This is a genomic window from Roseivivax sediminis, from assembly GCF_900112685.1.
GTDB classification, from domain to species: domain Bacteria; phylum Pseudomonadota; class Alphaproteobacteria; order Rhodobacterales; family Rhodobacteraceae; genus Roseivivax; species Roseivivax sediminis.
Window position 1 is genome coordinate 604,795 of record NZ_FOMS01000001.1, and the last position, 21,082, is coordinate 625,876.

General features: G+C 68.4%; 21 protein-coding genes and 1 riboswitch. Of the genes, 12 read left to right on the forward strand and 9 right to left on the reverse strand.

The features are described from left to right. Nucleotides 1-47: 47 nt before the first annotated feature. From F3H57_RS02990 to metZ, 3 genes are all read right to left on the reverse strand, one after another. Nucleotides 48-1,496, reverse strand: coding sequence for a TrkH family potassium uptake protein (locus F3H57_RS02990; protein ID WP_149754367.1), 1,449 nt, complete (start codon nt 1,494-1,496; stop codon nt 48-50). A gap of 102 nt (nt 1,497-1,598) precedes the next feature. Continuing rightward, entirely contained in the window at nt 1,599-2,699 is a 1,101-nt protein-coding gene (gene folE2, locus F3H57_RS02995) for a GTP cyclohydrolase FolE2 (RefSeq protein WP_149754368.1), read from the reverse strand. A 140-nt stretch (nt 2,700-2,839) separates the two neighbouring features. Next, complete coding sequence (gene metZ, locus F3H57_RS03000; protein ID WP_149754369.1) at nt 2,840-4,033, reverse strand: O-succinylhomoserine sulfhydrylase; 1,194 nt, start codon at nt 4,031-4,033, stop codon at nt 2,840-2,842. A gap of 70 nt (nt 4,034-4,103) precedes the next feature. After that, a riboswitch (SAM riboswitch) is annotated at nt 4,104-4,181 on the reverse strand. A 114-nt stretch (nt 4,182-4,295) separates the two neighbouring features. Between metZ and F3H57_RS03005 the strand changes: the two genes are divergently transcribed. Then, nucleotides 4,296-5,240: an alpha/beta hydrolase family protein gene (locus F3H57_RS03005; RefSeq protein ID WP_149754370.1), complete on the forward strand. Its 945-nt coding sequence runs from the start codon at nt 4,296-4,298 to the stop codon at nt 5,238-5,240. A gap of 64 nt (nt 5,241-5,304) precedes the next feature. Here the strand turns inward: F3H57_RS03005 and F3H57_RS03010 are convergent, their stop codons facing one another. Beyond that, the gene (locus tag F3H57_RS03010) at nt 5,305-6,540 is read right to left on the reverse strand and encodes a lytic murein transglycosylase (protein ID WP_149754371.1); all 1,236 of its coding nucleotides are present in this window, start codon (nt 6,538-6,540) and stop codon (nt 5,305-5,307) included. Between the two features lie 58 nt (nt 6,541-6,598). Continuing rightward, entirely contained in the window at nt 6,599-6,955 is a 357-nt protein-coding gene (locus F3H57_RS03015) for an ArsR/SmtB family transcription factor (protein WP_149754372.1), read from the reverse strand. 78 nt (nt 6,956-7,033) lie between these two features. Between F3H57_RS03015 and F3H57_RS03020 the strand changes: the two genes are divergently transcribed. From F3H57_RS03020 to F3H57_RS03030, 3 genes are read left to right on the forward strand one after another with little or no spacing between them, the layout of a single operon-like run. Further along, nucleotides 7,034-7,474 carry a YeeE/YedE family protein gene (locus tag F3H57_RS03020; RefSeq protein WP_149754373.1) on the forward strand — a complete coding sequence of 147 codons (441 nt, stop codon included), beginning with the start codon at nt 7,034-7,036 and terminating at the stop codon, nt 7,472-7,474. An 11-nt stretch (nt 7,475-7,485) separates the two neighbouring features. Continuing rightward, nucleotides 7,486-7,923 (forward strand): DUF6691 family protein, encoded by a 438-nt coding sequence (locus tag F3H57_RS03025; RefSeq protein ID WP_149754374.1) that lies wholly within the window; start codon nt 7,486-7,488, stop codon nt 7,921-7,923. Next, a complete protein-coding gene (locus F3H57_RS03030; protein WP_149754375.1) occupies nt 7,920-8,822 on the forward strand; it encodes an MBL fold metallo-hydrolase in 903 nt (300 codons plus the stop codon). Before F3H57_RS03025 ends, F3H57_RS03030 begins: the two co-directional genes overlap by 4 nt. Nucleotides 8,823-8,825: 3 nt before the next feature. Here the strand turns inward: F3H57_RS03030 and F3H57_RS03035 are convergent, their stop codons facing one another. Beyond that, nucleotides 8,826-9,746 (reverse strand): LysR family transcriptional regulator, encoded by a 921-nt coding sequence (locus F3H57_RS03035; protein WP_149754376.1) that lies wholly within the window; start codon nt 9,744-9,746, stop codon nt 8,826-8,828. Nucleotides 9,747-9,919: 173 nt separating this feature from the next. Between F3H57_RS03035 and chvE the strand changes: the two genes are divergently transcribed. From chvE to F3H57_RS03060, 5 genes are all read left to right on the forward strand, one after another. Further along, entirely contained in the window at nt 9,920-10,999 is a 1,080-nt protein-coding gene (gene chvE / locus F3H57_RS03040) for a multiple monosaccharide ABC transporter substrate-binding protein (protein WP_149754377.1), read from the forward strand. A gap of 306 nt (nt 11,000-11,305) precedes the next feature. Continuing rightward, nucleotides 11,306-12,826: a multiple monosaccharide ABC transporter ATP-binding protein gene (gene mmsA, locus F3H57_RS03045; protein WP_149754378.1), complete on the forward strand. Its 1,521-nt coding sequence runs from the start codon at nt 11,306-11,308 to the stop codon at nt 12,824-12,826. 10 nt (nt 12,827-12,836) lie between these two features. Next, nucleotides 12,837-14,039: a multiple monosaccharide ABC transporter permease gene (gene mmsB / locus F3H57_RS03050; protein ID WP_149754379.1), complete on the forward strand. Its 1,203-nt coding sequence runs from the start codon at nt 12,837-12,839 to the stop codon at nt 14,037-14,039. Between the two features lie 183 nt (nt 14,040-14,222). Then, nucleotides 14,223-15,962, forward strand: a complete 1,740-nt coding sequence (gene araD, locus F3H57_RS03055) for an L-arabinonate dehydratase (protein WP_149754380.1) — start codon at nt 14,223-14,225, stop codon at nt 15,960-15,962. Continuing rightward, the gene (locus F3H57_RS03060; RefSeq protein ID WP_149754381.1) at nt 15,962-16,885 is read left to right on the forward strand and encodes a Gfo/Idh/MocA family protein; all 924 of its coding nucleotides are present in this window, start codon (nt 15,962-15,964) and stop codon (nt 16,883-16,885) included. The genes araD and F3H57_RS03060 overlap by 1 nt, the downstream gene beginning before the upstream one ends. An 82-nt stretch (nt 16,886-16,967) precedes the next feature. On the opposite strand, the gene F3H57_RS03065 is transcribed toward F3H57_RS03060, so the two are convergent. The 3 genes from F3H57_RS03065 to F3H57_RS03075 are packed head-to-tail and all read right to left on the reverse strand — an operon-like array spanning nt 16,968 to nt 18,560. After that, the gene (locus F3H57_RS03065) at nt 16,968-17,534 is read right to left on the reverse strand and encodes an SCO family protein (protein WP_149754382.1); all 567 of its coding nucleotides are present in this window, start codon (nt 17,532-17,534) and stop codon (nt 16,968-16,970) included. Further along, complete coding sequence (locus F3H57_RS03070; RefSeq protein ID WP_149754383.1) at nt 17,531-18,100, reverse strand: hypothetical protein; 570 nt, start codon at nt 18,098-18,100, stop codon at nt 17,531-17,533. Before F3H57_RS03070 ends, F3H57_RS03065 begins: the two co-directional genes overlap by 4 nt. 1 nt (nt 18,101) lies before the next feature. Further along, complete coding sequence (locus F3H57_RS03075; RefSeq protein ID WP_149754384.1) at nt 18,102-18,560, reverse strand: hypothetical protein; 459 nt, start codon at nt 18,558-18,560, stop codon at nt 18,102-18,104. Between the two features lie 158 nt (nt 18,561-18,718). Between F3H57_RS03075 and F3H57_RS03080 the strand changes: the two genes are divergently transcribed. From F3H57_RS03080 to F3H57_RS03090, 3 genes are all read left to right on the forward strand, one after another. Next, on the forward strand, nt 18,719-19,030 hold the full coding sequence (locus F3H57_RS03080; RefSeq protein ID WP_149754385.1) for an ETC complex I subunit: 312 nt from the start codon (nt 18,719-18,721) through the stop codon (nt 19,028-19,030). A gap of 178 nt (nt 19,031-19,208) precedes the next feature. Beyond that, entirely contained in the window at nt 19,209-20,597 is a 1,389-nt protein-coding gene (locus tag F3H57_RS03085; RefSeq protein ID WP_149754386.1) for a DUF6880 family protein, read from the forward strand. 200 nt (nt 20,598-20,797) lie between these two features. Further along, on the forward strand, nt 20,798-21,082 hold a 285-nt coding region (locus F3H57_RS03090), incomplete at its 3' end, for a transposase (RefSeq protein ID WP_149754387.1).

A 21,082-nucleotide genomic window follows, 5' to 3' on the forward strand; every position in this document is an offset into this window, starting at 1 on the left:
GACGGCGGGCGGGGCGACGGGCCGGAGGCCCGAGCGCCGCTCCGGCGTCATCCGCGCCAGAACCGCAGCGTGAACAGCACCAGCACCGCCATCAGCTCCAGCCGCCCCAGCAGCATCGCGAAGATCAGGATCCACTTGGCGGTGTCGTTGAGCCCCTGGAAATTCCCCGCCGGCCCGATCTGCGGCCCCAGCCCCGGCCCGATATTGCCCAAGGCCGTCGCCGCTCCCGAAACGGAAGTGACGAAATCTAGCCCGGTCAGGCTCAGCGCCACCGCGATGAGACCCAGGGACACCACGAAGAACATGAAGAAGGACATGACCGAGGACAGCACGTCCTCGCCCACCGGGCGCCCGTCGTAGCGCGGTGTGAAGATCCCGTGAGGCGCCCGGATCTTGCGCAGTTGCGTGCGGATCGAGGCAAACAGAAGCTGATAGCGGAACACCTTGACCGAACAGGCGGTCGATCCCGCGCATCCCCCGATCAGGCCGATGAAGAAGAACATCGCCGCCAGGAGCGACCCCCAGCCCATGTAGTCGACGCTGGCATATCCCGTCCCGGTGATGATCGAGGAGATGTTGAACAGCGCCTCGCGCAGCGCCTGTTCGGGGTGATGCGGGAAGATCGCCACCAGCACGCCGACGGTGAAGACCACGAGCACCGCGATGATCGCCACGAAAGTACGCACCTGGCTGTCGAAGAGGATCGCCGACCGGTTGCCGTTGATCATCTGCACGTAGCGCACGAATGGCAGCGCCGCGAGCACCATGAACACCGCAGCGACGTATTCCGCGGGCCCCTGGAACACCCCGAACGAGGCGTCGTAGTTGGAGAAGCCCCCCGTCGACACGGTGGTCAGCGCATGCACGGAGGCATCGAACGCCCCCATCCCTGTGCCGAGGTAGATGATCGCGCAGAGCAGCGTCAGCGAGATGTAGATGGTGGAGATCTGCGCCGAGATCTGCGTCGCCCGGGGCAGGATCTTGCCCATCGTGTCGAAGGCCTCGGTGCGAAAGATCTGCATGCCGCCGACGCGCAGCTCGGGCAGGAAGACCATCGCGACGACGATGATCCCGATCCCGCCCAGCCACTGCATCAGTCCACGCCACAGCAGGATCCCCTTGGGCATCGTGTCGAGCCCCGTGAACACGGTCGAGCCGGTGGTGGTCATCCCCGACATCGCCTCGAAATAGGCGTCGACGAAGCGCGCTTCGGTCGCCCCCAGCACGAAGGGGATCGCCCCGAACAGCGGCAGCACGACCCAGACCGACACGGTCAGCAGGAAGGTCTGCTGCAGCGACAGCCGCCCCTCGACCGAAGGCGAAGCGGCGATCGCGATCAACCCGCCGGCCAGCGTGGTGACGATCGCGCTTTCGAGGAAGACCGCCCATTCCCCGCGCCCCTCGGCGATGTCCACCAGCATCGGCAGCACCATCGTCGCGCCGAGGCAGGTGACCAGAAGGCCGATGACATGGGCGACAGGGCGCAGATCGAACATGGCGGCGAGCGTTGGCGCCGCTTTCGCGCGCTGTCAACTCTCCGCGATGACGGGCCGGACGGCGCGCCCGGCGGGTGGGCAATATGCCCACCCCGAACGTCGTCACCCGACGTGGAACAGCGTGGAGAACAGCTTGGGGTCGAGGCTGTCGGCGGCGAAGAGCGTGCCCTCGGTCAGCACCGACACCGCGTCGTGGCTGTGCAGGCTTTCCTGGTGGCTCGCAACCACACGGAAATCGCCGATCCGCTCTTCCGCCTGCAGTTCCTCGGCAAAGAGCCGTGCCGCGTCCTCCACGAAGATCGGGTTGGCGGCGTTGAGCTCCGCGAAGGCCTGCTCGTCCTCGCGCTTGACCATGACCTGCGTCTCGGTCGGCACCGCCCGGCGGCAGAGCTCGATCAGGTCCTCGAACCACAGGCAGCGCGATCCGACCAGCTCCACCGACACCCGCGCGACGGAGCGCTGCGAATGCGGCGTCGCCAGAACGCCGCGCGCCTGCCGCGCATGCTCCGACAGCTCCAGCGAGCACGGGCAGGTCGAGGAATAGACGTAGTCGAGGTGCATGATCTTGCGCCGCACGCCGGCTGTCTCCACCAGTTCCAGCGAGATGTCGTAATATTGGTACCCCGTCAGGCCCGACCGCAGGCTCTCCACGGCGACCGGGAAGCGCAGACCCATGTTGATGCGCGCATCGAAGCTTTCGAGGTCGGTCTTGTAGTCGTCGAGGGCCGCCTCGATGGTCTCGAAGCTGAACGTCTTTTCGGCATGGGCATAGAAAGACCGGATGATCCGGCTCATGTTGATGCCCTTCTTGTCGGCGTCGAGGCTGACAGAGCCGGTCACGCTCGTCTCCAGCACCAGAGCGCCGTTGTCGCGGCTGCGGAAGCGGATCGGCAACCGGAAGTTCGAGATACCGACATGCTGGATCGCCCGCCGTGCCCCGCGGATGAGAGACGACGGTCCGTTTTGAAGATCGGGCAGCGTGTCGCGGTAATCCGCGTCGGCCTCGAACCCCGCGTCGTAATGCCGCGCCAGCGGCGGATAGGAAACCTTCTCCGCATCCGGCGCCAGCGCCGCGACGGCGGGATCGAGGGCCGCGATCTCGGCCTCGTGCGACTGCCCTGCCCAGTGGCGCAGGGTAGCGAGCGCACGCTCGGCCTCCTTGCGGCTGGGCTTGCGGTCGATCTCGGGCGTGTGGACATTCATGGCATCCGCCTCCTGCCGTCTGCCCGCCTTATCTATGTGGTAACGGGCGCTTCGTCCATGTTCGCACAGAGATACGCACGCGGACGGGTCGCGGATGACACGCGGCCCCGGCGCCCCGCGCCGGCGCCGCGTACGTACGGTCACGCTTGCGCGAGCGCGCCGAGGATATCCTCCGCGAGGTCCTCGGGATCCTCGAGGCCGACCGACAGCCGGATCAACCCGTCACCGATGCCGAGCTCGGCGCGCATCTCCTCGGACAGGCGCGAATGGGTGGTGGTGGCCGGATGCGTCGCGATCGACTTCGCATCCCCGAGATTGTTGGAGATCAGCACCACCTCCAGCGCATCGAGCATCGCGAAGGCCGCGGCCTTGCCGCCCGCCACGTCGAAGGAGAGCATCGTGCCGCCCGCGCCGAGCTGGCGCTGCGCGAGGTCGTGCTGCGGGTGATCGGCAAGCCCGGGATAGATTACCCGCCTCAGCGCAGGATGGCCCTTCAGCCGCAGCGCCAGCGCCTCGGCGGTCTCGGTCTGGGCGCGCACGCGCAGGTCGATCGTCTCCAGCCCCTTCAGTAGCACCCAGGCGGTGAACGGGCTCATCGAGCCGCCGGTGTGCTTCATGTAAGGCTCGACGGTCTTGCGGATGAACTCCCGCGTGCCGAGGATCACGCCACCGAGCGTCCGGCCCTGCCCGTCGATATGCTTCGTGGCCGAGTAGATCACCACGTCCGCGCCCTGCTCCAGCGCCTTGGAATAGACCGGCGTGGAGAAGACGTTGTCGACGACCACCGTCGCGCCGACCTTGTGGGCAAGCTTTGCGACGCCCTCGATGTCGATGACCTCCAGCGTCGGGTTGGACATCGATTCGAAGAACACCGCCTTGGTGTCGGGGCGGAGCGCGGCCTCCCACGCATCGAGGTCGGTGCCGTCGACCAGCGTGACCTCCACGCCGTAGCGCGGCAGGATCTCTTCGAGGATATAGAGGCAGGAGCCGAAGAGCGCGCGAGCCCCGACGACGTGGTCGCCGGCCTTCAGCATCGCCGCCAGCGCGCCGTTGACCGCGGCCATGCCCGAAGCGGTGGCGAACCCGTCCTCCGCGCCCTCCAGGAGCGCGATGCGTTCCTCGAACATGCGCACGGTCGGGTTGCCGTAGCGGGCGTAGATGTATTCGTCTTCGCCGGCCTCGATGAAACGCGCCTCGGCCTGCGCGGCGCTGTCGTAGGCAAAGCCCTGCGTGAGGAACATCGCCTCGCTGAGCTCGCCCCACTGGCTGCGCTTGGTGCCGCCATGCACGAGTTGCGTGCGCGTGCGGCGGGTCTGGCTCTTGTGGTCCTTCATGTCATCCCTCCTGGCCGCCGGCGCGCCGGGCGGCACAACGAAAAAAGCCCCGATCGCGGCCAAGCGAAAGGGGCGCTTTCGTCTGACCTCTTTAGCGGCTTGTTTTACGTGGCCCGCAATCCGGTAACAAATCGCCACGGATCACCGGCTAGTGCCGAAATATCGCCGGGTCAAGCCCGTCATCGGACTGTCGCTTGATCTTCACGCAAGCATAACAGTGGCACGATAGCGCCCACACACAAGATGTAGTGGAGCGCTTCTTATGCCGGTCATCTGCGTCACGACCCGGGACGCGGCCCCCGCCCCGGCCTTCGGCACGGCGAGCCTCGGCGCGGTTCTGGACGCGGCCCTTGCGGACCCGACGGTCGGGTCGGGGCCGATCGCGGTCATGGTGCACGGGCTGAGCTACGCGCCCGGGTTGCCGCGCCACTGCCCGCACGAGACGATCTTCTCGCTCAGACCGAGATTCCGTGAGGCCGATGCCAAGATCGTCAGCTGGCCGCGGCATCTGGGCTTCGGCCGGCCGGGCCGCGACCGCGGGCTGGCGATCTCCTTCGGCTGGCAGGCGCGCGGATCGGTGCGGCAGGCCTATCGCGGGGCGGAAACGGCCGGAACCGCGCTCGCCACGCTGCTGGCCGAGATACAGGCGCGCTGCCCGGGGCGGTCGGTGCACGCCATCGGCCATTCCCTCGGCGCGCGCGTCGTGCTGAACGCGCTGACGAAAGCCGCGCCCGGCGCGCTCGGCTGGGGGCTGCTGCTCGCCCCGGCGGAATTCACCGCCACCGCGCGCGCCGCCGCCGAGAGCGAGGCCGGCCGCGCCGCCCGCCTGCTGGCCGTCACGAGCCGCGAGAACGACGTCTTCGACCTGCTGATGGAGCTTTTCGTGAGTCCCGGGACCCGGGGCGATTCTATGCTGGGCGCGCGCGGGCTCTTGGCGCCGAACGCGCTGACGCTGCAGATCGACCACGCGGCAACGCTGGAGGCGCTGCGGCATGCCGGCCACCGGCTCGCTCGGCCGGCCACGCGGGTCTGCCACTGGTCGCCCTACCTGCGCCCCGGGGCCTTCCCGCTCTACCGCGCGATCCTGGAGGGACGCCTGCCCTTCCGGCGCCTGCGCGCGATCCTGCCCGAAGAGGCCGATCCCCGCTGGTCCCGCCTGCGCCCGCGCCGCCTGCAGTCCGACTGCATAGAGGGGGCGGCGGGATAGAGGAGAGGACGGAGGCGGTGACGGGCCCTCAGTTTTGGGCTCGCGATTAGCGGCCGCCCCTCGCTCACCCGCCAAGCGCGCCCAGCATCTCCTTGCGCGGAAAGCAGGTCGGCGTCTCGCCCCGATCCGCCTGCCAGCGGCCGATCGAGCGGCGCGTCTTGAAGCCCGGCAGCCCGTCCGCCCCGCCGACATCGTGACCGAGCGCCTGCAGCCCGCGCTGCATCTCGGCGATGTCGGAGCGATAGAGACCGCCCACATCGCCCCAACCGGCCGCGAAATCGCTCATGCCATAGGCAATCCGGTCCCCCACATGCCCCACGAAGAGCGCGTAGAGGTCGCTCATGTTGTAATCCTTCAGCACGTAGAAGTTCGGCGTGACGACGAAAGCCGGCCCGTGCCGCCCCGCCGGCATCATCAGGTAGCCCTCGCCGCGCAGCTCGTGCTCCGGGAACGCCTTGCCGCCGACGCGCGAAATGCCCATCGCCGCCCAGTCGGCGATCGGCCGCCCCTGATCCGGCCCTTCGAGGGCGCAGGAGACGTCCTCGGGCACCACGACCTCGAACCCCCAGTCGCGGCCTGCCACCCAGTCATGCTGCGCAAGATACGTGGCGATAGAGGCGATCGTGTCCGCCTCCGACCGCCAGATGTCCGAGCGTCCGTCGCCGTCGCCGTCGGCGGCGTAGTTCAGGAAGCTCGACGGCATGAATTGCGGCTGGCCCAGCGCGCCCGCCCAGCTCGACTTCATCGCGCCGGGCGGGGCGTGGCCCGCCTGCGCGATCTGAAGGAGCGCCACCAGTTCCTCGGTGAAATACTCCGCGCGGGTGGACATGAAGGCCTTGGTGCCCAGCACCTCGAAGGCGTCGTGCGGGATATCGACGCGGCCATACCCGCTCTCGCGGCCCCAGATTGCCAGCACGATCCGGCCCGGCACACCCGTCGCCCGCTCCGCCGCGGCGAGCGCATCGGCATGTCGCGCGGCCATCTGGCGGCCGATGGCGGCTGCCCCCTGGACCGCGTTCGGTCGGAAATACCGTGCGGGGCTGGCGAATTCCGACTGCCGCTGCGCGCGCGGCACCGCCGCCTCCGCCCCCGGCGGGACGAGATCCGGCAGATCCCAGTTCAGCCGCGCATCGCCCAGCGCCGCGTCGAAGGTCGAGCGCGAGACCCCCTCTGCGCGCGCCATCGGCCAGAGCGTGTCCGACAGCCAGGCACGGTAGAACTGCGCGACCTCCGTGCGGTCCTGTCCCCAGGCCAACGTCGGAAGCAGCACAAGCAGGCAGGCAAGCCGTCTGAGCGTCATGGCGGGTCCTCTCCTTCTGCACGCCAGCATGATCGCTGCGCCGGCGCGGCTCAACCGGTCACCGGCCCTGCGCGCAGAATGTGTCGTAGAGCGCCACCATCAGCGCCCGCGTGTCGTCGTCGCAGATGGAGTAGTGCATGCTTTGCCCGTCGCGCCGCGCCCGCACGATGCCGGCGGCGCGCAGCCGGGCGAGGTGCTGGCTCAGCGCCGACTGGCTGAGCCCGACGGCGGACTGAAGCGCGCTCACGGAGGCCTCGCCCTCTGCCAGCCGGCACAGGATCAGCAGGCGACGCGGATTGCCCATCAGCGTCAGCAGCCCCGCCACATGCTCGGCGCGCTCTTCCAGCGCCGCGAGATCGGCCGGCGCCACCGGGTCGGCGCCATGATCGGGATTGTCCGGATCAGGAGGCGGCATGATATTTTCACTTCACGCTTTACTAAATTAGTTACCGCTAATATATGGCGCCCGAACACAACGCAAGGAAAGTTGCGCATGGAGCTCGACACCGTCACCGCCTTCACGCCGGTCGCCTCGCTGGCGGGCGGCATCCTGATCGGGCTGTCGGCCGTGATGGTCATGGCGATCTTCGGCCGGATCGCCGGGATCTCGGGCATCACCCGCGGCGCCCTCGGGGCGATAACCGGCGGGCCGGACGCGCGCTGGCGCATCGGCTTCGTTGTCGGGCTGCTTGCCGCCCCCTTCGCCTACGCGCTCTGGGCCGGGGACCTGCCGGCGCAGACGGTTCCGGGGAACCTGCCGGCGATGGCGGCGGCCGGCCTGATCGTGGGCACCGGCACCGCGATCGGCTCGGGCTGCACCTCGGGGCACGGGGTCTGCGGGCTGGCGCGGCTGTCGCCGCGCTCGCTAGCCGCCGTCGCGACCTTCATGGGCACCGCCATCGTCACCGTCTTCGTCCTGCGCCACCTGATCTGAGGAGCCCCGCGATGAACCCGATCCTCGGCCTGCTGTCGGGCCTCGTCTTCGGCCTCGGCCTCGTCGTCTCGGGCATGGCCGACCCGGCCAAGGTGCTGAACTTCCTCGACCTCTTCGGGACGTGGGACCCCAGCCTCGCCTTCGTCATGGCCGGCGCCACGGTGACCGCGCATGTCGGCTACCGCCTCGTCTGGCGCCGGGCCGCCCCCTTGCGTATGCCCGAATTCGACCTGCCGAGCGCCCGCGCCATCGACGCGCCGCTCCTGACCGGCGCGGCGCTGTTCGGCCTCGGCTGGGGGATCGGCGGCTTCTGCCCCGGCCCGGCCCTCACCGCGTTGCCGCTGGCCGCCCCCGGCACGCTGGTCTTCGTACCGGCGATGCTGGCCGGGCTCTGGATGGGCGGGCGTGCGAAGTCCGCCATGACACACAGGAAAGGACCCGCCACATGACCGATGCCATCGTCCGCCACTCCCCGTCGCGCGGCACGGGGAGCCCCGATGTCTGGGGCATCTACGAGCCGGACAGCGGCTCCATCCAGTATATCTGCGCCGACCCCGAGACGAAGTCCGCCACGCTGATCGACGTGGTGCTGAACTTCGACCCCGCGCATGCGGCCACCTCCGAGGCGAGCCTGGAGCAGGTGCTGGGGATCGTGGCCGAGAACGGGCTGCACGTGGAATGGATCCTCGACACCCACCCCCATGCCGATCACCTCATGGCCTCCGCCCGGCTGAAGGCGCGGCTAAACGTGCCGGCGGCCATCGGGGCGCGTGTGCGCGAGATCGCGAAGCTTTGGGAGGACCTCTACCACCTGCCGGGCGCCTTCGATCCGGACCGCGACTTCGACCGGCTCTTCGAGGACGGAGAGACCTTCGCGATCGGCAACCTTCAGGTCTCCGTGACGCTGTCGCCGGGGCACACGCTGGGGTCGATCACCTACAAGTGCGGCGATGCCGCGTTCGTGCACGACACGCTGATGCACGTGGATGTGGGCACCTCGCGCTGCGACTTTCCCGGCGGCTCCGCTTCGGTACTTTGGGACTCGCTGCAGACCATCCTCGGCTGGCCCGGCGAAATGCGGCTGTTCGTTGGCCACGATTACGGCGGGCCGGGGCGGGACGAACCGGCGTGGGAGGCGACGGTGGCGGAGCACCGCGCGCACAACCCGCACGTCAAGGACGGCACAGCGCGCGAGGAGTGGATCGCCCGGCGCGAGAAGCGGGACGCGACGCTGCCCCTGCCCGACCGGATGCTCGCCGCGCTTCAGGTCAACCTGCGCGGCGGCCGCCTGCCCGAGGCCGAGGCCGACGGCCACAGCTACCTGAAGATCCCGGTCGACAGGTTCTGAGCCTCAGGCCCCGAGCCGCGCCTGCACCAGCGCCATCAACCGCTCCGCCAGCGGGCTGACCGGACGCGAGCGCAGGCGGATCAGGTGGTAGGGCGAGAGCGAGACCACGTCGCGCAGATCGAGCCGCACGAGCGAGCCCGTTGTCCCGCCGAGCAGCCCCGCGACCTCGCGGGCGGCGGGCGACACCGCGTCCGTCTCCAGCAGATAGGCGAGCGTCGCCAGGACGGAGGCGGTGTCGACCACTTCGGGCGGCGGGCGCAGCCCGCGCGCGAGATGGGCCGCGACCACCGCCTCGCGCACCGGCATGCCCGGCGCCTGCATCACCCAGGTCAGCGCGCCGAGATCCTCAAGGCGCAGCCCCCGGCGGCCGGCCAGCGGATGGCCGGGACGGGCCAGGATCTCCACCTCTTCTTCGCGGCTGCCGAGGATGTCGAACTGGCGCGCATCGGTACCGGGGGGCAGACGCGACAGCACGAAGTCGAACTCCCCGTTCAGCAGACCGGCCATCAGGTCCGTGGATGGCGCGACCTCGAGGCCGATCTCCGCGGCCGAGGTCTCCTGCCGCAGCGCGCGGATAGCCGGCACCAGGTAGGCCAGCGCCGCCCCCGTGACCGCCCCGGCCCGCGCCCGGCCCGCGCGGCCGGCGCGGAAAGCTTCGACCTCAGAGGCCGCATCGTCCAAACCGCTGAGGAGTGCGCCGGCGTGGCGGGTCAACACCGCGCCGATCCCTGTGGGGGTCACGCCTTTCGGGTGCCGGTCGAACAGCGGCTCGCCGACGATCTTCTCGACCTCCGACAGCATACGCGAGGCGCCGGGCTGGGTCATCGCCAGCCGGTCGGCGGCGACCGAGATCTGCCCGTCGGCCGCGATCGCCTGGATCAGCCTGAGTTGCCGCCAGGACAGGCGCTGAAACGCGTCACGCATGGGCAACGCATACCGTATGCGATATGAAAAACGCAAAAAGTATTATTTGATGGGTATGCACGTTCATCGGTAGGTTCGCCGCAGGGGACCGCGCCCTTCGCGCCCCGTCACTTTTGGCAAGACGAGTTCACGGGGCCGCGCGGAGGACACGGGCGCCCCCAGGGAGGACAGACATGAAATTCACCACCGCGGGGCTTTCGGCCCTTGCGCTGACGCTCGGCCTCTCGGCCGGCGCGGCCTTCGCCCAGGACAAGGGCACCATCGGCATCGCCATGCCCACCAAGTCCTCGGCGCGCTGGATATCGGACGGCGAAAGCATGGTGCGCCAGTTCGAGGAAGCCGGCTACGAGACCGATCTGCAATACGCAGAGGACGACATCCCCAACCAGCTCGCCCAGATCGAGAACATGATCACCAAGGGCGTCGACGTGCTGGTGATCGCGGCCATCGACGGCACCACGCTGTCGAACGCGCTCGAGAACGCGCATTTCTCGGACATCCGCACCATCGCCTACGACCGGCTGATCCGCGACAGCGAATATGTCGACTACTACGCGACCTTCGACAACTTCCAGGTCGGCGTGCAGCAGGCGACGTCGCTGGTGGAGGGCCTCGAAGAGCGTTTCCCCGACGCCGACACCTGGAACGTGGAACTGTTCGGCGGCTCGCCCGACGACAACAACGCCTATTTCTTCTACGACGGCGCGATGTCGGTGCTGCAGCCGATGATCGACGACGGGCAGATCAACGTGAAATCCGGCCAGATGGGCATGGACACCGTCGGCACGCTGCGCTGGGACGGCGCGGTGGCGCAGTCGCGCATGGATAACCTTCTGTCGGCGCATTACACCGACGACACCGTGCATGGCGTGCTGTCGCCCTATGACGGGCTGTCGATCGGCATCCTGTCCTCGCTCAAGGGCGTCGGCTACGGCTCGGGCGATCAGGAGATGCCCATCGTCACCGGCCAGGACGCAGAGGTGCCCTCGGTCAAGTCGATCCTCGCCGGGGAGCAGTATTCGACCATCTTCAAGGACACCCGCGAACTGGCGCGCGTGACCGTCGGCATGGTCGAGGCGCTGCTCGAAGGCGGCGAACCCGAGATCAACGACACCGAGACCTACGACAACGGCGTCAAGGTCGTCCCGTCGTACCTTCTCGAACCCGTCGCGGTGGATGCGGACAACTGGGAGGACGTGCTTCTGGAGTCCGGCTACTACACCCGCGACCAGATCGAGACCGGCAGCAACTGATCGGTGCTTGGGCCCTGTCCGCCCGGCGGGCGGGGCCCGGCACGTGGGAGATCTCTGAACAATGCGCGATAGTCAGTTTCCAGGGCGCGCATGCGCCATGCCCGACCTCGAGAGGGCCAAGCCGCAAGCGTCGACGCCGGATCCGTTCAAGCCCGCCCGTCGCAAGTGCGTCGCCGGATCGACGAATGCCCTCCCGGCGGGGAGGTCGGGCATGGCGCATGCGCGCCGGGTGCGCCGATGGGGCGATGTCCCGCGGCCAACCCGGCCGGGTTTGGCGTCGCGCGCCGGATTGCAGGAGCACCTGGCATGACACCGCTTCTGGAGATGCGCGGCATCACCAAGACCTTTCCGGGGGTGAAGGCGCTCGACGACGTGACCTTCTCGGTCCGCGAGGGCGAGATCCACGCGCTGGTGGGCGAGAACGGCGCCGGCAAGTCGACGCTGATGAAGGTGCTGTCGGGCGTCTACCCGCATGGCAGCTACGACGGCGACATCGTCTATGACGGCGAGGTGATGGCCTTTTCCGGCATCGCCGACAGCGAACGCCGCGGCATCATCATCATCCATCAGGAACTGGCGCTGGTGCCGCTCCTGTCGATCGCCGAGAACATCTTTCTCGGCAACGAACGTGCCACCGGCGGCATCATCTCCTGGCAGGAGACCAATGCCCGCGCGGTGGAGCTTCTGCGCAAGGTCGGGCTGCACGAGGCACCGACGACGCTGGTGGACCGCATCGGCGTGGGCAAGCAGCAGCTCGTGGAAATCGCCAAGGCGCTGTCCAAGGAAGTGCGCCTGCTGATCCTCGACGAGCCGACCGCCGCCCTGTCCGAAAGCGACAGCCAGGCGCTTCTCGACCTGATCCTGGAGCTGAAGAAACAGGGCGTCACGTCGATCATCATCAGCCACAAGCTGAACGAGGTGCGGCGCGTCGCCGACAGCGTGACGGTGCTGCGCGACGGCGCCACCGTCGCCAGCCGCGACGCGAAGGCCGAGGCGCTGACCGAGGATCAGATCGTGCGCGACATGGTCGGCCGGTCGCTGGAGAACCGCTACCCGGCGCGCGAACGTCGCGCCGGCGAGATGCTTCTCGAGGTCGAGAACTGGTGCGTCGCGCACCCCGAACACTCCGAGCGGCAGGTGGTCGACAACGTGTCCTTCCACGTCCGCCGCGGCGAGGTCGTGGGCATCGCCGGCCTCATGGGCGCGGGCCGCACGGAACTGGCCATGTCGATCTTCGGCAAGAGCTACGGGCAGAACATCACCGGCCGGGTGAAGGTCGCGGGGGCCGAGGCGGACGTCTCGACCGTCGCGCGCGCCATCGCCTCGGGCCTTGCCTACGTGACCGAGGACCGCAAGGAGCTGGGCCTCGTCCTCGACGAGCCCATCGTGCGCAACATCACGCTGGCGAACCTGCCGAAGGTCGCCAATGGCGGCGTGTTGCAGCACGAGGAAGAGACGCGCGTCGCCGAGGAATACCGGCGGGCGATGAACATCCGCACGCCGTCGGTCTTCCAGAAGGTGGTGAACCTCTCGGGCGGCAACCAGCAGAAGGTGGTGCTGTCCAAGTGGCTCTTCGCCGGGCCGCAGGTACTGATCCTCGACGAGCCGACGCGCGGCATCGATGTCGGGGCGAAATTCGAAATCTACAATATCATCAACGACCTGTCGAAAGACGGCAAGGGCGTGGTGATGATCTCGTCGGAGATGCCCGAACTCCTGGGCCTCTGCGACCGGATCTACGTGATGAACGAGGGCGCGTTCGTCGGCGAGCTGACCGCCGAGGAGGCCAGCCAGGAGCGCATCATGTCGCTCATCGTGACCGATTGAGAGGGTGGGTATGACCGATACGGCAACGCAAACCGAGACCGCCGGCGGCTCCAAGGGTTGGGGCAACTACCTTGCCGGGCACATGCGCGATTACGGGCTGCTCTTCGCACTCATCGCGATCATGGTGTTCTTCCAGATCGTGACCGACGGCACGCTGCTGCGGCCCATCAACATCACCAACCTGTTCCTGCAGAACAGCTATATCATCATCATGGCGCTGGGGATGCTGATCGTCATCGTCGGCGGCAACATCGACCTGTCGGTGGGCTCGGTGATGGGCTTCATCGGCGCGCTCGCGGCGGTGATGATCGTGAACTGGGGCCTGCCGGTGATCGCGGCGATCGTCCTGTGCCTGCTGGCCGGCATCGTGATCGGCGCGGCGCAGGGCTACTGGGTGGCCTACTGGAAGATCCCCTCCTTCATCGTGACGCTGGCTGGCATGCTGGTCTTCCGGGGCGCGTCGCTGTGGCTGCTCGAAGGGCAGTCGGTGGGGCCGTTCCCGCGGTCTTTCCAGGCGCTGTCCACGGGGTTCATCCCGGACGTCTTCGGGGTCGACCGGCCGAACGTCACCGCGCTGGCCGTGGGCGTGATCGCGGTGATGGCGATCGTCTACATGGGCCTGCGCCAGCGCGCCCGGAACAAGACCTACGGGATCGAGGACGAGCCCTCCGCGCTCTTCGCGCTGCGCAACATCATCGTTGCGGGGGCGTGCCTGTTCCTGATCTGGAAGCTGTCGACCTTCCGCGGCCTGCCGAACGTGCTGGTGACGATGGGCGTGCTGACGATCGTCTACGCCTTCCTGACCGAGAAGACGACGCTGGGCCGGCGGATCTACGCGCTCGGCGGCAATTCCAAGGCCGCCAAGTTGTCAGGGATCGCGACCGAACGGCTGACCTTCCTCACCTTCGTCAACATGGGGTTCCTCGCGGCGCTGGCGGGCCTCGTCTTCGCGGCGCGGCTGAACACGGCGACGCCGAAGGCGGGCTTCGCGATGGAGCTCGACGTGATCGCGGCGGTGTTCATCGGCGGCGCGTCGATGTCGGGCGGCGTCGGCAAGATCGTCGGCGCGGTGGTCGGCGCCTTCATCATGGGGGTGATGAACAACGGCATGTCGATCATGGGGATCGGCATCGACTACCAGCAGGTGATCAAGGGGCTGGTGCTGCTCGCGGCGGTGATCTTCGACGTCTACAACAAGCAGAAACAGGGGTGAGCGCCGGGGTGGGCAGATTGCCCACCCTACCCGCGAGTCGTCCGTGCCGGTGCGCGGGGCGGACGGGACAGGACCGGTGAGGGGCCAGCCCCTCACACTCCCCGGAGTATTTGAGGCCCAAAGAAGCAGGTGCGCGCGCCCGAAAGGGTGGAGGTACGCACAGGACAGCCGAAGGAAACGACGATGACTTTCACGCCCGCCACCTGGCCCCGCAAGCTGCGTTCGCAGGAGTGGTACGGGGGCACGTCGCGCGATCACATCTACCACCGCGGCTGGCTGAAAAACCAGGGCTACCCGCACGACCTGTTCGACGGGCGGCCGGTGATCGGCATTCTCAATACGTGGGGGGAGCTGACGCCCTGCAACGGGCATCTGCGCGAGCTGGCCGAGAAGGTGAAGGCGGGGATCTGGGAGGCCGGAGGCTTCCCGCTGGAGGTGCCGGTGTTCAGCGCGTCCGAGAACACCTTCCGCCCCACGGCGATGATGTACCGCAACCTCGCCGCCATGGCGGTGGAGGAGGTTATGCGCGCCCAGCCCATCGACGGCGCCGTGCTGCTGGTGGGCTGCGACAAGACCACCCCGTCGCTCATGATGGGGGCGGCGTCCACGGATCTGCCGTCGATCGTGGTGACCGGCGGGCCGATGCTGAACGGCTGGTTCCGGGGGGAGCGCGTGGGCTCTGGCACCGCGCTCTGGCAGATGTCGGAGGACATCAAGGCCGGGAAGATGTCGAAGGAGGATTTCCTCGAGGCCGAGCAGGCGATGAGCCGGTCGTCGGGCACCTGCAACACGATGGGCACCGCCTCGACCATGGCGTCGATGGCCGAGGCGCTGGGCATGGCGCTGTCGGGCAACGCCGCGATCCCGGCGGTCGACGCGCGGCGGCGGGTGATGGCGCAGCTTTCGGGCCGGCGCATCGTGCAGATGGTCAAGGACGACCTGAAGCCGTCCGACGTACTGACCAGGGCGGCCTTCGAGAACGCGATCCGCACCAACGGCGCCATCGGAGGGTCCACGAACGCGGTGGTGCATATCCTTGCGCTTGCGGGGCGCGTCGGCGTGAACCTGACGCTCGACGACTGGGACCGGCTGGGGCGCGACGTGCCCACGGTCGTGAACCTGATGCCGTCGGGCAAATACCTGATGGAGGAGTTCTTCTATGCCGGCGGCCTGCCCGTTGTGCTGAAGCGCCTCGGCGAGGGCGGGATGCTCAACAAGGACGCGCTGACCGTCTCGGGCAGCGGCATCTGGGACGAGGTCAGGGACGCGGTGAACTGGAACGAGGCCGTGATCCTGCCGGTGGAGAAGGCGCTCGCCGCCTCGGGCGGGATCGCGGTGCTGCGCGGCAACCTCGCGCCGGGCGGCGCGGTGCTGAAGCCGTCAGCGGCCTCGCCCGAGTTGATGTTCCATCGCGGCCGCGCCGTGGTGTTCGAGGATATCGACGACTACAAGGCGAAGATCGCCGACGAGGATCTCGACATCGACGAGACCTCTGTGATGGTGCTGAAGAATTGCGGGCCGAAGGGCTATCCCGGCATGTCCGAGGTCGGCAACATGGGCCTGCCGCCGAAGGTGCTGCGCAAGGGGATCACCGACATGGTGCGGATCTCGGACGCGCGCATGTCGGGCACCGCCTACGGCACCGTGGTGCTGCACACCTCGCCCGAGGCGGCGGTGGGCGGGCCGCTCGCCATCGTGCGCGACGGCGACATGATCGAGCTCGACGTGGCGGCGCGGCGCCTTCATCTGGACGTGCCCGAGGAGGAGATCGCGCGGCGGCTCGCGGAATGGACAGCGCCCGAGGCGCCCGTGGGCGGCTACGCGCAGCTGTTCCATACGCATGTGGAGGGGGCCGATACAGGCGCCGATTTCGACTTTCTTCGCGGCTGCCGCGGCGCCGCCGTTCCGAAGGATTCGCATTGATGGCCCGGCAGATCGCCCTTGTCGGCATCGGCAAGATCGCCCGCGACCAGCACATCCCCGCCATCGCCGGAAGCGGGGCCTTCAGCCTCGCCGCGACGGCGAGCCGCAATGCCGGGGTGGACGGGGTGGACGGGTTTTCCTCTCTCGAGACGCTCCTGGCGGCGCGAACCGATATCGACGCGGTGTCGCTCTGCACGCCGCCGGGGCCCCGCTACGCCGATGCGCGCCGGGCGCTGCTGGCCGGGCGCCACGTGATGCTGGAGAAGCCGCCGGGCGCGACGCTGTCGGAGGTCCATGACCTGATCGCGCTCGCCGAGGCGCGGGGACTGACCCTGTTTGCCACCTGGCATTCGCGGCACGCGGCGTCGGTCGCGGCGGCGCGCGACTGGCTTGCGGGCAAGGACATCCGGAGAGTTGAGATCACCTGGAAGGAGGACGTGCGCCGCTGGCATCCCGGACAGGACTGGGTGTGGGAGCCCGGCGGGCTCGGCGTCTTCGATCCGGGGATCAACGCGCTGTCGGTGCTGACCGCGATCCACCCCCGGCCGCTGCACCTCAGCGCGGCGGAACTGTCCTTCCCGGCGAACCGGCTGACGCCGATCGCCGCCGACCTGACCTTTCGCGACCCCGAGGGGGCGGAGGTCACCGCCGCTTTTGACTGGCGGCAGGAGGGGCCGCAGACCTGGGACATCGTGATCGAGACAGGTGCCGGTACCGCGACCCTGTCGGACGGCGGCGCGCGGCTGAGTGTCGACGGGACGGAGATGTCGGCGGGCCCGGACCGGGAGTATGCCGGACTATACGCACGCTTTGCGGAGCTTCTGGCGAACGGGGAGAGTGAGGTGGACCTGTCGCCCATGCGGCACGTCGCGGACGCCTTCACGCTCGGCAGGCGCGTCGAGGTCGACGCCTTCGAGTGGTGACGCGAAAGCCGGTCGTTCGGCGGGGGCCGCATACCCCGCCGCCGGCCCCCCTCAGTCCCACGCGCGAAACGCAAATGAGGTCTCAGCCGTCAATATAGCCCTGTGCGATCTCCGCAAGCCGCTCCGGCGCGAGGATCGGCGGCAGGAGCGTCAGGAACCGCCCTGCCCCGTCCAGCAGGTAGATATGGCTGCCATGCGCGTAGACCGGCGCGCCGGCCGGGTCGCGGAACAGGATCTCCTTTTCCACGCCGAACAGGTCGTAGACCGACTGAAGCTCGGCTTCCGTGCCGGTCAGCCCGACGAAAGCCGGGTGATGGGCCGCGAGGGTCGCGCTCATCGTGCCCACACGGTCGCGGCCGGGATCGACGGTCACCATCACCGGCACTGCGGCGAGTCCCGCCTCGGTCAGCCGGTCGACCGCTCCACCCATGAGCGGCAGCGCAGCGGAGCAGATCTGCTCGCAATTGGCGTAGCCGAAGAACAGCAACTGAAGGTCGGCGCCCTCTGCCGCCTCGGTGCGCGCGGCACCGTTGTCGTCCGTCAGCGTGAAGGACCCGCCGAGGGCGATCGGAAACGGCGTCTCCGCCCGGGCCGTGCCGAGTGTCAGCACCACGAGCGCGGCGCCGAGCGCAATCCGCCGGCCGGTCATTCCACGCCCAGCCAGTCGCGGAGGAAGGCGTCCTCGGCCTCCGGGCCAAGGCCGAGCCAGCCTTCGCGCGCGATCTCGGCCGCGATGCGCGGGTCGCGGCGGAACCAGGGGCCGTCGCCTGCGGCGTCCGGGTTGGCCTCGGCCCACGCCTCCGTGAAGCGGGTCGTCTCGGACCACGCGCCATCGGGCAGACGCCGGATGCGCTGAACCATGTAGACGTTGGTCGCGCCGATCTCGGGGTTCTCGATCAGCAGGCCGTCGACCTCCACCGTCTCGCCGCAATAGGGTGCAAGGTCGGCAGCGGCGCCCGAGAAAACGGTCTGCCGGTTCTTCAGCGGCATCACCAGAACCTCGTCGGCGCGCCGCAGAAGCGCCATCTGCCGGCCGTCGGCGCAGGCCTGCGCGCAGTCGCCGGAAAGCGTGCAGATCGGGTCCACCACCTCGGCCTCGAACCGCGCCGTCCGCTCGCCGAAAAGGCCCCATTCGCTTGCCTCCGACCCTTCGGAGAAGTCCTGCGCCAGGGCCGGGCCGGAGGCCAGTACCGCCATCGCGATCAGCGTCCGCATCTCAGTTCTCCAGCGCATCGTCGGGGATCGCGAAGCCGGGCACGACGCCGTAATCCTCGTGATTGAGGTTGGTGATTCCACGGTCCGACACGACCTCCTCCACGAGGATGTAGTCGAGCCCGTCGCGGCTGTAGTGCATCCCCTCCGCCGTCACGGTGTGGGACGCCAGCCGCAGCGCCGTGTCGCCGCCGGCGAGTTGATCGGTCCCCGGCAGCTTGAGCACCATGTAGACCTCGCCCTCGGGCGTCAGCAGGCCGACCGGGATGCCGCCGGCCGAACACCACAGCGCGCAGGTGTGATGGGCCGAGCCGACGACCGCGTCGGGCCCGCCCATGACGCCGGAATAATAACACCAGGTGTCGATGATCTCTCCGGTGACGGTGACGCGCGTGCCCTCGGCCGCCCAGAGCGGCCCCGCCGCGCACGTCAATGCCGCCGCTGCGGCCTGCAATCTCTTCATTGAAACGTCCTCTGCCGATGCAAATACTGCCCCGAGGGTAGCGGGAATCGCTATGACATGGGCTGACGAAATCGTGCCGCAGCGCGAGCCGTCCGGAGCGGCTTGAAAGCGCGGCCGTTTTTGTCGATAACCCCGGTGCCGAGACGAGAGGTGAGACGATGCGCGCGAGAATCTACCAGCCGTCCAAGACCGCCATGTCCTCGGGCCGGGCGCGGACCAAGCACTGGGTTCTGGAATTCCTGCCCGAAAGCGCGCGGACGGTCGATCCGCTGATGGGCTGGACGTCGTCCGACGACACCCAGGCGCAGGTGCAGATCCGCTTCGACACCCGCAAGGAGGCCGAAGAGTACGCCCGCGACCACGGGATCGACGCCGACGTCTTCGAGCCGAAATCGCGCGCGACCAATGTGCGCCCGCGCGGCTATGCGGAGAACTTTGCCCACGACCGCCGTGGGGCCTGGACACACTGACGGTGTGAATCCGGATAAAGTTGTCTCGAAATCGGGATAAGGATTTCGCGACAACTCAGGTCTGGCCAAGATGTAGGGGCGCCCAGTGGGCGCCCATACTATTTCCAGACAACGCTTGTAGGCTTTGCTTGGCGGTGCATGATCCCGACCGTCGTCGCGTCGGGGCGAGGAGGAGAGAATGGCGCGCAAGGCTCTGAACAAGGCGAACCTCGTAGCGCTCGGCGCGGACACGCTCGCGGACCTTCTGCTCGAAACGGTAAAGGGCGACGCGGCCCGGCAGCGCCGGGTGCGCATGATGCTCTCCGCCGATCAGGGGCTGGAGACGATCCGGGCGGACGTGCTCAAGCGCTTCGCCTCGATCCGCCGGGGCCGCAGCTTCCTCTCGCGCAAGGCGCAGAAGAAGCTGGCGCAGGAACTGTCGGATCTGACGCAGCTCATCGAAACCCGCATCGCGCCGGACGATCCGGATACCGCCTTCGACCTTCTCTGGACGCAGCTGCACCTCGCAGCCGGCATCCACGAGCGCACCGACGACAGCTGGGGCACGATCGGCGACGTCATGGGCGATGCCATGGCGGCTATCGATCGGCTCGCACCGCGGCTGAGCAGGGCGCCGGAGGCGCTGGCCGAGGACGTCTTCGAGGCGGTCTCGGAGGATGGCTACGGGGCCTTCGACGACGCCGTGCCCGCGCTGGCGGAGGCGCTCGGGGCTACCGGCCTGGCGCGCCTCAGGGCGCTGGCCGAAGCTGCGCGCGATGCGCCGCTGACCGAGGCTGACCACGCCCGGTACGGCTTCATCCCAGACGCCACCGCACGCGCCGAGCGTGCCCTCGCCGGGCGCAACCTGACGGCCGACATGATCCTGCGGGACGTGGCGGACGCGGAAGGCGACGTCGACAGCTGGCTCGCGCAATACACGCCGGAGCAGCTGACCTATGTCACGATTGCCCCCGCCGCCGCGACGCGCCTGCTGGAGGCCGGTCGCCCCGAGGAGGCGCTGCGTCTGATCGAGGCCGTGCGGCCGCGCGACAGCAGCGTTCCATGGGACGACACGCCCGAGCTCGACGAAGCGCGTTTTGCCTGCCTCGAGGCGCTCGGCCGGACGGACGATCTGCGCGCCGCCCTCTGGCACCGCTTCGAGCGCCATCTCTGCCCCGCCGCTTTGCGCCGCCATCTGAGCCTCCTGCCCGACTTCGACGACATCGAGGCCGAAGACGCCGCGCGCCGGCTCGTTCTGAGGCACGAGCCGATCGCGCAGGCGCTGGTCTATTGCCTCGAGGCGCCCGATCTGCCGCTTGCAGCTGAGCTCATCGACGCCCGCAGCGACGAGATCGACGGCGACGCCTACGAAATCCTCACCCCGCTCGCCGACGCCCTCGCCCCGGGCCACCCGCTGGCAGCCGTCCTGCTGTGGCGCTCGATGATCAACTTCGCCCTCGATCGAGCCCGGTCGGGCCGCTACGGCCACGCCGCCCGCCATCTGACCTCATGCGCCGCGGCAGACGCCGAGATCGAAAACTTCGGCTCGCACCCATCCCACGCGGAGTATCTGGAGACCCTATGCTAGGCGCATCCCCGAAAACGGCCTTCTGGCAGCGCGTACGGGCGGAATGATCTATCACTGCGAAACCATGGCGGCCCACATCCGGCTTTGAAGCATATCTGGGTCCGGCCGTCGGCCGCTTTGCGCAGATGGTGTTGAAAAACTCCGCTTGAGCGACGTCACTGGTGCTGATTCAATTCTCCTGAAGCATGGGAGAACTGGCGATGATGGGGCCGAGGCAGGTTTCGCAGGGCGCGCTGTTCTACGAGTTCGCAATAGAAGACCACGTCCCGGCGGAGCATCTGCTCAGGGGCATCGACCGCTTCGTTGATCTCGGAGACATGCGCCGCCATCTCGCACCATTCTACAGCATGACGGGCCGCCCCTCGGTCGATCCGGAGCTGATGATCCGCATGCTGATCGTCGGCTACGCCTTCGGCATCCGGTCAGAACGGCGGCTTTGCGAGGAGGTTCATTTGAACCTGGCCTATCGCTGGTTCTGTCGGCTC